The sequence below is a fragment of the Nitrococcus mobilis Nb-231 genome (genome assembly GCF_000153205.1).
GTDB lineage: Bacteria > Pseudomonadota > Gammaproteobacteria > Nitrococcales > Nitrococcaceae > Nitrococcus > Nitrococcus mobilis.
The window spans coordinates 28,196-40,698 of record NZ_CH672427.1; the positions used below are offsets into that span (position 1 = coordinate 28,196).

The following is a 12,503-nucleotide window of genomic DNA, read 5'->3' on the forward strand; positions in this document are numbered from 1 at the left end:
GTACTCACTGTAGTTTTGTTTGATGGAGTATTTTTACCATGAGTTATCGAAGTATGCGCCAAGCTCGACCGATAATCTTGGCCGGAGGAGGCACGGCAGAGCCCTTGGATGAGACAGGATCTGGTTGCTCGATTGGCCGCTGGTATGGCGGAAGAGTGCCAAGGGCTACGTGGCTTAATCACGCGCCGCTCGGCGACGAGCGGGCAGTAGGGAGCCGATAGAGTGATCGGGGAGGTCTATTTGATCGGCGGCGGACCCGGCGATCCGGATCTGCTTACGTTGCGGGCGCTGCGGCTGCTACGTCGCGCCGATGTCGTCCTCTATGATCGGTTGGTAGCCCCCGCCATCGTCAAGATGGCGCGGATCGACGCCGAACGGATCTATGTGGGCAAGTGCCGTGATCAACACCCTGTTCCCCAGGAGGAGATCAGTGCCATATTGGTGCGGCTTGCTCGGCAGGGCAAGCGCGTCGCCCGCCTGAAGGGTGGGGATCCTTTCATTTTTGGCCGCGGAGGCGAGGAAGTCGACTCGCTGGTGGCCGAGGGTATCCCGTTCCAGGTCGTTCCGGGTATCACGGCCGCCAATGGCTGCGCTGCCTATGCCGGCATCCCCCTGACCCATCGAGACTATGCACAATCCTGCGTGTTTGTAACCGGTCATCACAAGGCCAACGGCGAGTTAGCCGTGGATTTCGAGGCTCTCGTGCGGCCGGGGCAGACCGTGGTGTTGTATATGGGCTTAACCGGATTGGCGCAGCTTGCGGCGGGGTTGATTGGACATGGCATGCGTGCGGATATGCCGGCCGCTTTGATACAGCAAGGCACGACGGCTCGGCAGCGCGTGCTGATCGCACCCCTCTGCGAGCTGCCCCAGCAGGCCGTGGAGCAGGCGATACAGCCGCCGACGTTGATAATCGTCGGCGAGGTGGTGCGATTGCGTGAGCGTCTCGCTTGGTTCAAATCAGCCGCTGAAGCCGATAAAACGCCTGACTGAGGGCGTACCCTTATTCGACCGTCTTTGGCGGCGTTCTACCGGAACCTTGTATAACGGGGGATGGGCCGAGTTCGGAGGAGCCCCAAGTCCGGCGGGGCTCCTCAGTTCGCGCCGCTTAGTGTAGCTCAGCGCTCTCCGGCAAATGCGGCCAGCAAATGCAGTAGGCTGGTGAAAAGATTGAATACAGCCACATAGAGTCCGACGGTGGCCATGATGTAGTTGCTTTCACCGCCATGGACCATCTCGCTGGTCTGATAGAGTATGAAGCCGGCCATCAGTACGATGGCCGCTGCGCTCACCGCCAAGGCCAGGCCGGAAATATGGAAGACAATGGCACCAATGCTGGCAAGGAACACGACAATGATTCCCGCCAGCACGAAGCCGCGTATGAAGCTGAAGTCCTTGCGGGTGGTGAGCGCGTAGCCGGACAGGGTAAGGAAGATCGCACCGGCGCCGCCCAAAGCCATCATCACCAACTCGGCGCCATTGGCGAGCGTGCTGATGTAGAAGTTCAGCATCGGGCCGAGGGTGTAACCCATGAACCCCGTGAGCGCGAATACGGATAGTATTCCCCAGGCGCTATTACGCAGGGCGTTGGTGAGGAAGAGCAACCCGAAATAACCTCCCAATACCATCAACCAGTGCAACGGCGGGGCATTAGTTGCCATTGCGATACCGGCCGTGGCGGCGCTGAACAGCAGCGTCAGCGACAATAGGGCGTAGGTATTGCGGATGACGCGATTGGCCCCGAGCACTCCTTCGAGATGGGTTGTAGCCTTCCCAAGCGCAATGTCACGCGCACGATCTACCATAGTGTTGATGACCTCCATGAAAGGGATATTTGAAATCTGCCATTTTTCAGGCGCCACTGTCCAGCCCCGCTGCCAGGCTGATGCCGTAGGTCTCAGGTAACGTATGGAGCGTGCTTGCGTACCCTGTGCGACCGCATGGTGTAATAGTAGGCTACCATACAAGCAAGCCGTCGGCGCCCCGAAACAGGATGGTGAAGTATGCCTGTGACATTCGATGGCAAGCTGGTCGTCGGGATCTCCTCACGGGCCCTGTTCGATATGAGCGAGGGCCATAGGATATTCGAGACCGAGGGCATCGATGCTTACTGCCGCTATCAAATCGAGCATGAGGAGAAGCTGCTCGAGCCAGGAGTGGCCTATGAGCTGGTCCGCAAGCTCCTGGCGCTGAACCGCGACACCGAGTGCACCCGAGTCGAGGTGATCCTGTTGTCGCGCAACAGCGCCGATACGGGGCTGCGCGTTTTCAATTCCATCGAGCACTATGGCCTGGGGATTACGCGGGCCGCTTTCACCAATGGAGCAAGCCCGTGGCGCTACGTCCCGGCGTTTTGCGCTCATTTATTTCTATCCGCCGATCCGAGCGACGTTGTGGCGGCACTCGATCGAGGCTATCCGGCCGCCACGATCCTGCCGCGTCTGACCGACGCTATGGTCTCCACCCAGGCTGATATTGACGAGCAGCTACGAATCGCATTCGATGGTGATGCCGTGCTGTTCGGGGACGTGGCGGAGCGGGTTTTTCGTCAAGGCGGGCTGGAGGAGTTCTCGAGCAGCGAGCAGCAACATGCTCGGGAGCCGCTACCGGGGGGGCCGTTCAAAAGTTTCCTCGCCGCGCTGCACAGTCTGCAGTCCGAATATTCGGCGCAAGCCTGCCCGATTCGTACTGCGCTAGTAACCGCGCGCGGCGCACCGGCTCATGAGCGGGTGATTCGGACATTGCGCAGCTGGGAGATTCGAATCGACGAGGCGTTGTTTCTCGGCGGGCTGTCCAAAGGGGAGTTCCTGCAAGCCTTCGGTGCCGATATATTCTTCGATGATCAGCACGGACACTGCGAGTCCACTCGGCGCCATGTCGCTACCGGGCATGTACCGCATGGAATCGCCAACGAGGCGTCGGGTTGAGCCGGCCGGTATCAGTCTTGCAGGAATCCAGAAAAACGTTTAGCTTGTCGAGCGCTTTTGGTTCGGTTCCACAGTCGAATCATATGATGCTCGATACTTCTTCAAAAACCATTGGATCACGCGTTGGGCCTCTCATGCGGGTTGCCGTACTTGCTGATACCCACGGTTTCCTCGATCCCCGAATTCGGGATCACGTGAGCCAGTGTAATGTCGCGATTCATGCCGGCGATATCGGGGGCGCCGACGTGCTGCTCGCAATGCAGCCTCGGGAAAAGGTCGTCGCGATCCGCGGCAATAACGATATCCCGGAGAAATGGCCTGCAGCCGAGCATCAGCTGCTCGCAACCCTGCCGCGCGAGGCGAGCGTCGAGCTGCCGGGCGGGCTGCTGATCGTCGTGCATGGGGATGAACCCGAGACCCTGCAACAACGACACAGCCGTTATCGGCGATGCTACGCGCATGCCTGCGCGGTGGTGTATGGTCATAGTCACCGCCTGCTTACCGATTTCGAGGAACGACCCTGGATTCTAAACCCCGGGGCGGCTGGGCGTACCCGCACTCATGGCGGACCGTCCTGTTTGTTCATCGAGTGCGAACCGCAGGGCTGGCGGGTTGAAACATTGCGCTTAGAGCCGCGCAAATATCCTTCGATTCGCGGTGTCTCCCGCCGCGCCACGAATGCACCGCCGACGTCCAGGGAGAGGAACTGACGGATTCACGCGACCATATGGCTTGCTTAACCGAGAAAGCACGCCCCTTCCAAGAGCTCAAGACGCAGCTCACCCGTCTGCCCCGGGCCTGGGTTCCTACTTTTCGCCGTCGTCTTTACGGCTTGGAGCGCCGCCAACGGCAAGGCCGCCCGTTCGAGCAAGGGCTGAACCGGCTCAAGCACGATCTCGCCAACGTACAGCAGCGTTACGAACAGCGCCAATCCCAGGTGCTGCAACCTGCTTTCAGCGCCGCCCTGCCCATCATGGACCAACGCGCGGAAATCGCGCGTGCACTCAGTGCGCATCAGGTCATTGTCGTCTGCGGTGACACCGGATCGGGTAAGAGCACTCAACTGCCGCAAATCGCGCTCGCATCGGGCTTTGGGGTCGAGGGTATGATCGCGCATACCCAGCCACGACGAATCGCCGCGCGCAGCCTGGCAACCCGGATCGCCGAGGAGCTCAACACTGAAGTCGGCGCTGGGGTCGGGTACAAGGTGCGTTTCAGCGACCGGGTGAGATTTTCCACCCGCCTCAAGCTCGTCACCGACGGCATGCTGCTTGCCGAGACCCAAGGCGATCCGGATCTGGCCCATTACGACACCATCATCATCGACGAGGCGCACGAGCGCAGCCTCAATATCGATTATCTGCTCGGCTATCTGAAGCGGCTCTTGCCACGCCGTCCTGAACTGAAGGTCATCATTACCTCGGCGACCATTGATCCGCAACGTTTCTCGCGCTATTTCAACGGGGCTCCGATCATTCAAATCGCCGGACGCAGCTATCCAGTCGAAATCCGGTATCGCCCGTTGGTGAGTGAGGATGAGGATGAACGCGACCGCAGCCTGCCAGAGGCTATTTTGGAAGCGCTCGACGAGCTCGCCGCGGAGACAGCAGGGGATGTGCTGGTGTTCCTGCCGAGCGAGCGGGATATTCGGGAGACCGCGGAGAATCTGCGCAAGCATCATCCCCCCCGCACCGAGGTTCTGCCGCTTTTCGGTCGGCTCTCGGCCACCGAACAGTTGCGCGTGTTCGCGCCTCATGACCGGCGGCGGATCGTACTTGCCACCAACGTTGCGGAGACTTCTCTGACCGTGCCGGGTATCCGTCATGTTGTGGACAGCGGGCTTGCCCGGATCAGCCGTTACAGTTACCGCACCAAGGTGCAGCGGTTGCCGATCGAGCCGATCTCCCGGGCCAGTGCCGATCAGCGGGCGGGACGCTGTGGGCGTGAGGCCCCAGGCGTATGTATTCGGCTGTATGCGGAGGCGGATTACCAGGTTCGCGCGGAGTTTACGGAACCGGAGATCTTGCGGACCAACCTGGCCTCGGTCATTTTACAGATGAAATACCTGAAACTGGGAGAGATCGAGCGCTTCGATTTCATCGACCCACCGGATTCGCGCGCCATCCGTGACGGGCTAAAGTTGCTCTATGAGCTTGGTGCCGTGGCCGCGGACAATACGCTCACCGGGCTGGGGCGGCGTCTCGCTGCACTGCCGGTAGACCCGCGAATTGCACGCATGCTGGTAGCCGGCGAGACGGAGCGCGCGCTCAACGAAGTATTGGTGATCGCGGCGGCGCTGAGTATCCCGGATCCGAGGCAACGGCCCATGAATGCACCGCAGGCAGCCGATGCGGCGCAGGCGCGCTGGCGCGATCAGCGCTCCGATTTTCTGGCCCTGGTCAAACTATGGAACGATGCTCAGGAGCAGACGCGGGAGCTTTCACAGCGCAAACTGCGCCTGTGGTGTGCCGAGCATTTTCTCTCTTACGTGCGCTTGCGTGAGTGGCGGGATATCCATCATCAGCTGCGTGAGCTCGTCATGGGCATAGGCTGGCGCGAGAATGCGCAGCAGGCCGATACTGCGGCCGTACACCGCGCGCTGCTTACTGGGTTGCTGGGTAACATCGCCTGGCGTACCGACGAGCAACACTATACCGGGGCGCGTGGTTTAAAGCTGCTGATTTTCCCCGGCTCTGGCATCGCCAAGCGCCGCCCGCGCTGGATCGTGGCGGCGGAGCTGGTGGAGACGAGTCGAATATTCGCCCGCACGGTAGGCGAGATACGACCCGAGTGGGTGGAGCCACTGGCGGCGCATCTGGTCCAACGGCGCTATTTCGAGCCGTTTTGGGAAGAAAAAAAAGGCCGGGTGGCGGGCTACGAGAGTGTGACGCTGTACGGTCTGCCTTTGGTCGCACGCCGCAAGATCGACTATACCCGTGTAGATCCTGCGGCGGCCCGAGCATTGTTCATCCGTGAGGGACTGGTCTATGGCCGACTGCGCACGCAGGGCCGCTTTCTAGCGCATAATCGCCAGCTCATTGCCGAGATCGAGGCGTTAGAGGCAAAATCGCGCCGCCGTGATGTGCTCGTGGACGAGGACGTATTAGCAGCTTTCTATGCCGAGCGCTTGCCCGCCGATTTGGCCGATGGCGCGAGCTTCGAGCGCTGGATCCGTCGGCCCGAGCACGATCAGGCTTTGTTCATGACGCCACAGCTGCTGATGGAGCGCGAGGCGGTTGAGATCACCGCCGACGCTTATCCGGAGCATCTGAGCGTTGGCGGTATGCGCCTGCCACTGCGCTACCATTTCGACCTGAATCAGGCGGCGGACGGGGTCACCGTGATCGTTCCGTTGGCCGCGCTCAACCAACTTGCCCTAGAGCGGTTCGAATGGTTGGTTCCCGGACTGCTACAGGAGAAAGTGGTAGCGCTGATTCGGTCGCTGCCCAAGCGCCTGCGGCGCAACTTTGTCCCTGTGCCGGAGTTCGCAGCGGCCATCTTGGCAGCGGCCCCTCAGGGCACGGGTTCTCTTATTCAGGTGGTTCGGGATGAGCTTAAGCGTATGACGGGCGTGCTTATTCCGTTTGATGCCTGGGAGAACGTCGAGCTGGCAGCGCACCTGCAGATGAATTTTCGTGTGGTGGATACGCACGGGCGGACGGTCGGTGAGGGGCGCGATCTCGCTGCCCTGCAACGCGAACTCGGCACCTGCGCTCGTGTGCAGGCCGGCGACGCCCGGCACCGCTGGGGGCGGCGTGGGTTGCAGCGCTGGGATTTCGATACGCTGGACGAGCATGTGGAGTTCAACGACGCCGGAATTACACTGCGTGGCTATCCGGCGGTGGTTGATGAGGGCGAGAGTGTAGCCTTGCACTTGCTGGACTCACCCGAGCAGGCTGCGCGCACGAGTCTCGGCGGGATACGCAAGTTATTCATGCTGCAACTGCCCGATCAGGCCAAATATCTGCGCCGCAAGCTACCCGGAATCGATCGGTTGTGCTTGCTCTATAGCGTGCTCGGCTCCTGTGAGGCTTTCAAACAGGATTTTCTGGCCGCCACCTATCAGCGCGTGTTCATGCCTGATGGAACCCTGCCACGGACCCGCGAGGCTTTTCAGGCGCGGTTGCAAGCGGGTCGGGAAGAGCTGATTCCAACCGCGACTCGGCTGGCCCAGACGCTGCTTCAAGTCTTGGAGCATTATCAGGAGGCGCGTCAGCGGTTCAAAGCCCCGCTGCCGCCGGCGCAGCTGGAATCCTATCGCGATATGCGTGAGCAGCTCGATGCCATGGTTTATGCGGGCTTCGTGCAAGACACTCCGTCCGAGTGGCTGGGTGAGCTGCCTCGCTATATGCGGGCACTGGTACGTCGTCTGGAGCAGTTGCGGCGGGACCCAGGAAAAGATCGGCGCGGGCTGCAGGCGATTCGTCCCCTCTGGGAGCAATACCGGCGCCGGCGTGAACAGCATGCGCGCCAGGGCACCGAAGATCTGCAGCTCGAGCACTACCGCTGGCTGCTGGAGGAATACCGAGTGTCGTTGTTTGCCCAGGAGTTGGGCACGCGTGAGAAGGTCTCGGAGAAGCGGCTGCGTACGGCGTGGCAGCGTGTGCGCTGAGACTTGAGTGCGTCCGAGCCCCATGGTCTCGGATTTTCACACGGATTTCGCCACCGCGAACTGGTATCATGCGTCTTCAGCAGCCCATCGAGGCAACAAGGCGGCCATGCTTGAGTTCAGCGCATTGACTGCAACCCTTAACGACCTCCAGGGCCGTATCGAGTCCCTGAGGGGGTATCTTTGACTACGAGGCGTGCCAGCACCGTCTCGAGGAGGTCTCTCGCGAGTTGGAGCAACCGGATGTTTGGAACGATCCGGAACGTGCCCATGAGCTCAATCGCGAGCGGGTGCGCTTGCAGACCCTGGTATCGAGCCTGGAGCGTCTGACCCGCGGGCTTGCCGATACCGCCGAATTGTTGGAACTCGCGCGCACGGAAAACGACGAAGCGACGCTCGCCGAACTCGACGCGGACGTTACGGGGTATCAAAGCGAAATCGAGGCGCTCGAATTCCGCCGGATGTTCTCCGGCGAGATGGACGAGCGCAATGCATTCCTTGACATTCAAGCCGGCTCCGGTGGCACAGAGGCTCAGGACTGGGCCAATATGCTACTGCGGATGTACCTGCGTTGGGTTGAGCAAAAGCGCTTTACGGCGGAAATCATCGAGTTCTCCGAAGGCGAGGTCGCCGGGATCAAGAGCGCGACGCTGCGCATCGAGGGCGATTATGCATTCGGTTGGTTGCGCACCGAGACGGGGGTTCATCGGCTGGTGCGAAAATCCCCCTTCGATTCGGGTAACCGCCGCCATACTTCCTTTGCTGCGGTCTTTGTCTCGCCGGAGCTTGATGACGCCGTGGAAGTCGAGATTAATCCGGCCGATCTACGCATCGATGTCTATCGGGCGAGCGGCGCTGGTGGGCAGCATGTCAACCGCACGGAATCGGCGGTGCGCATCACCCACATGCCAACCGGTATCGTTACGCAGTGCCAGAATGATCGCTCGCAGCACAAAAACAAAGCGACTGCCATGAAGCAGTTGCGGGCCAAGCTCTACGAGTTGGAGATGCATAAACGCCGCGAACAGGCCGATCAGGTGGAGGAATCCAAAGCCGATATCGGTTGGGGCAGCCAAATCCGCTCTTATGTCCTGGATCAGTCACGCATCAAGGACCTGAGAACCGGTGTCGAGATCGGACACACTCAGGCCGTGCTCAACGGTGCCTTGGATCCATTTATCGAAGCGAGCCTCAAGGCCGGCTTATAACCCGCCCAAGATCGGAGCGCACCGATGAGCAAGAAAAACAGCGCAGGGCCTGCATCACAGGACCAGAACAAGCTCATTGCCCAACGCCGCCAGAAGCTGGCGCAATGGCGGGCGAGCGGGCAGGCCTTTCCCAATGATTTCCGCCGCGATAGTCTAGCGGCGGAGTTGCACCGACAGTTCGGCGATCGGACAACCGAGGAGCTGGAAGAGGCCGCCGTGCCGGTGAAGGTGGCCGGGCGGATGATCGGCAAGCGAGTTATGGGCAAGGCGAGCTTTGCTCATCTCCAGGATATGAGCGGGCGCATTCAGCTCTTCCTGCGCCGGGATGATCTCTCCTCAGAGGTTTATCAGCAGTTCAAGAGCTGGGATGTGGGCGACATCATCGGCGCCGAAGGCCACGTATACAAGACTCAGGCCGGAGAGCTTTCCGTCAGGGTCTCCGCCATCCGATTGCTGACGAAATCGCTGCGCCCACTGCCAGAGAAGTACCACGGCCTGGCCGACCAGGAAGCCCGTTACCGCCAACGCTACGTCGATCTCATCGTAAATGAAAACGCGCGGCGCACGTTCATCCTGCGCGGGCGCATCATTCAATCCATTCGAGCCGCATTCAACGAGTGGGGTTTCCTCGAAGTCGAAACGCCGATGATGCAGCCCATTCCCGGCGGCGCCGCAGCACGGCCTTTCATAACCCACCACAATGCATTGGATGTCGATCTCTACTTGCGGATCGCCCCCGAACTCTATCTTAAGCGCCTAGTGGTGGGCGGCTTCGAGAAAGTCTACGAGATCAATCGCAATTTCCGCAACGAGGGGGTCTCGACTCGGCATAATCCGGAATTCACGATGTTGGAGTTTTATCAGGCCTATGCCGATTACCATGACCTCATGGACTTGACCGAAGAGCTGCTGCGGCGCTTGGCTGCAGAGGTTTTGGGCACACAGCGGCTCCACTACCAGGGCGAGGCCATCGATCTGCACCGCCCTTTTGCTCGACGCACCGTACGGGCGGCCATCCTCGAACACAATCCGCAGCTCAGCGCTGCCCAGCTCGATGATCGCGAGGCGGCCGGCGGCTTGGCGCAGCAGCTCGACATCGACGTTCAGCCGCATTGGGGCCTTGGCAAGCTGCAGTTGGAGATCTTCGAGAAGACCACCGAGCATCGACTCAGACAGCCTACTTTTGTCACTGAATACCCCAGGGAGGTCTCTCCGCTCGCTCGACCCAAGGACGAAGACCCTTTCGTCACGGAACGCTTCGAGCTGATCATCGGCGGTCGGGAGATCGCCAACGGCTTCTCTGAACTTAATGACGCCGATGACCAGGCGGAGCGGTTTCGGGCGCAAGTGGCTGGCAAAGAGGCCGGTGATGAGGAGGCCATGTTTTACGATGCCGATTTCATCCGGGCCCTCGAATATGGACTGCCGCCGACGGCGGGGGAGGGCATCGGTATCGACCGACTTGTGATGCTATTTACGGATGCACCCTCGATCCGCGACGTACTGCTGTTTCCGGCCATGCGTCCGTCAGCTGAGCCCGATTGAAGGCTAACCTCCGACGCCGAAAGCGTAGGGCAAATCAAGCAGCTGCAGTGGCGTATCGTTAGGAGAACTTACAGACAAAGGATCTATGCGCCAAAAATTTGCTTTGCGGGTCTCGATATTGCCATGGGGGAAGATGGCCCAGTCGTCGTTGAGATAAATGCCAGTCCGGGCAAGGAAGGCGCCGCATTCATGGATCTGCCGATGCGGTCGCTCCTATAGCTCGTTATCGCTGGCTTTCGGATTCTGAGGTGGCGCGGAGAATGGCCTACCCGACGCCCCCCGAGACCGCGCCCATATGATCCCCTGTCTGATGAGTGTCACCAACGCTATATTCATACCGAACGAAAAAATTGGCGCCCCTCTGCCGGCGTCGACACACCAGCCTGCGTAAACCGAACACGATCAGGGCCAAGGAAAAGAGACTCGAGGCGTCCGGCTCCGTGATGAGCTGCACACTCGCCGCTTCGCCGATGATCCGGTGGGTGACCCGCGTCGGGTGCACCAGATCCCAGAACAAATACTCGTCCGGGTTGGGCGCTACGATGTTGTTCAGTTGATCCAACGCGGGATCGTCTACATTGCTCAGCCCGAACGCGGAGGGATCGCCGACGATGGCTTGCGAAAGCGTGAACATATCAACAGTGACAATGTCGATGTCGAGCAAAGGATTTAGAAAGCTCAGCCGTGCTTCCAGCTGGCTGTTGAAGAACAGCACACCGGCGAGCACATCGGCGGGATCCGGCGATATAGGCAGATCGAAGAACGGGATCAGGCTCAGGTTCAACTGATTCGGTACCAGCACCGTGCCCGCGCCGTTGTCATCCAGCGTGCGGATATGGGTTTCCAGATTGTCCACGATGCTCACGATGTCTGCTGGAGACGTGGCATCTCGAAGGTCGTTCGCACCTACCCACAAGCTTATCAACTGATCGTCGGAGAATGATCCCCGATCACCCAAGTAAGCGTCGATTTGGCTACCTACACGCTGCACATCCAGGGGTGGGTTCGGTGGAAAGGTCGGGGACATTCGCACGTTGGTGCCGAACCCGGATTTGGCGCCAGCGAAGGCATAATTAGTTCCTCCCGCGAGACTTGCTTCGGGCACCGGTACACCCAACGCTTGTGCCAGGCGGTCTACCCAATTGGGTCCGTTGGTCGCGCGACCGTCCACATAACCGAAAAACGCTGGGGGATCCGGCATGTGAATCGGGCTCGCCGTGGTGGTGATCAACACATTGCCCGCGTCGGACAAGCTGTCCCCGAACACGACCATTTCTGAGAAAACTGGACCGGCCGAGGCATTACTACTCAAAGACCCCACCAGCACCGCCGCCGCAAGGCGCTTCGCGAAGTACTTCATTACCCCCTCTCCCTAACCCGAAAAATTCACAAAAAAGGGCGAGCCTCATTTAACCCACTGATATAATGGGTGTTCTGCCAAAAACTCTTCGGAAGAAGTCAAACGAGGTCGCCCGTGTCGAATTCTACCCCAAAGCCGCTGCGTTTCCCTGCCATCGATGGACTCACCGTGCGCGGCGCCTTCGACGGCGGCGCGCTGATGCTGCACGGCGACGGACATTCTGCCAACCCCGAGCTCATGGCGCTCGCCTTCGAGGAGGCGCACCCCGACTTCCTCTTCAGGCTCCCCGGCAACGCCGTGCTCGCGCGTCTGGCTGCCCCCCAGCTTGCCGCCACCCGGGCGCTGCATGCGCGCCGCTGCGCCAATGCCAAGCGCGCAGACGGCTCGCCGCCGCCTACGTGTTCCACCACAGCCTCTGCCATGAGGGCTCGTCCACACCGAACTCGCCCGCGCCCAGCCGGCTACGGTGATCACGAAGCTGTTCAAGATCGCCGTACGCGTGGTCGCCTACAAAGACCCCGTCAAGCTCCACCTGCCAAGCAGCTGCCCGGTAAAGGCACGGCTCCATCGGGTCACCGAGATTCTCTACCACAGCCGCCCGCCACCGCGCGGCCAGCCGACCTGATCCGCGCCGCCTCGCTCCCAAGCACTCATCCGGCCGCCGCCGGAGAACCGCCCCTGCGCGCGGCGCGGAGAATCACGCCACTTTACATGTACTCGCGGCGCCGGCGAGGCGTCATGGCCGCGTATTTCATCGCGATAGGCACGCACTGGGCGATGCATAGCGGGCGAATAACAGTGATTCGATCGCGCATTGGTGCAAAACTGATCACTCGCGCCAAATTTGTGAAACG

The 12,503-nt window shown here is 60.5% G+C and carries 8 protein-coding genes and 2 pseudogenes; 7 read left to right on the top strand and 3 right to left on the bottom strand.

The features are described 5' to 3' along the window. Window positions 1–228: 228 nt before the first annotated feature. Window positions 229–993, top strand: a pseudogene (gene cobA / locus NB231_RS00160) (uroporphyrinogen-III C-methyltransferase); the annotation flags it as partial. Between the two features lie 125 nt (window positions 994–1,118). On the opposite strand, the gene NB231_RS00165 reads toward cobA, so the two are convergent. Next, the gene (locus tag NB231_RS00165; RefSeq protein WP_004998548.1) at window positions 1,119–1,823 is read right to left on the bottom strand and encodes a Bax inhibitor-1/YccA family protein; all 705 of its coding nucleotides are present in this window, start codon (window positions 1,821–1,823) and stop codon (window positions 1,119–1,121) included. 180 nt (window positions 1,824–2,003) lie between these two features. Between NB231_RS00165 and NB231_RS00170 the strand changes: the two genes are divergently transcribed. From NB231_RS00170 to lysS, 5 genes are all read left to right on the top strand, one after another. Beyond that, window positions 2,004–2,927, top strand: a complete 924-nt coding sequence (locus NB231_RS00170; RefSeq protein WP_040661433.1) for a 5'-nucleotidase — start codon at window positions 2,004–2,006, stop codon at window positions 2,925–2,927. Between the two features lie 134 nt (window positions 2,928–3,061). Further along, window positions 3,062–3,637, top strand: coding sequence for a metallophosphoesterase family protein (locus tag NB231_RS00175; protein WP_004998552.1), 576 nt, complete (start codon window positions 3,062–3,064; stop codon window positions 3,635–3,637). Between the two features lie 17 nt (window positions 3,638–3,654). Then, window positions 3,655–7,539, top strand: a complete 3,885-nt coding sequence (gene hrpA / locus NB231_RS00180) for an ATP-dependent RNA helicase HrpA (protein ID WP_004998553.1) — start codon at window positions 3,655–3,657, stop codon at window positions 7,537–7,539. 106 nt (window positions 7,540–7,645) lie between these two features. Continuing rightward, window positions 7,646–8,744, top strand: a protein-coding gene (prfB, locus tag NB231_RS00185; protein ID WP_156777058.1) for a peptide chain release factor 2 whose coding sequence is annotated in 2 segments (ribosomal slippage) — window positions 7,646–7,720 and window positions 7,722–8,744 — 1,098 coding nt in all. Because the reading frame shifts where the segments join, the coding sequence is not laid out codon by codon here. 24 nt (window positions 8,745–8,768) lie between these two features. Continuing rightward, entirely contained in the window at window positions 8,769–10,289 is a 1,521-nt protein-coding gene (gene lysS, locus NB231_RS00190; protein ID WP_004998556.1) for a lysine--tRNA ligase, read from the top strand. 265 nt (window positions 10,290–10,554) lie between these two features. Here lysS and NB231_RS00195 read toward each other — a convergent pair whose 3' ends face one another. Together NB231_RS00195 and NB231_RS20180 are read right to left on the bottom strand one after the other, a co-directional pair. Further along, entirely contained in the window at window positions 10,555–11,649 is a 1,095-nt protein-coding gene (locus tag NB231_RS00195; protein WP_004998557.1) for an SGNH/GDSL hydrolase family protein, read from the bottom strand. Window positions 11,650–11,694: 45 nt separating this feature from the next. After that, entirely contained in the window at window positions 11,695–11,997 is a 303-nt protein-coding gene (locus NB231_RS20180; protein WP_004998558.1) for a hypothetical protein, read from the bottom strand. Between the two features lie 79 nt (window positions 11,998–12,076). Between NB231_RS20180 and NB231_RS20185 the strand changes: the two are divergent. After that, a pseudogene (locus tag NB231_RS20185) lies at window positions 12,077–12,274 on the top strand (transposase); the annotation flags it as partial. Window positions 12,275–12,503: the final 229 nt, after the last annotated feature.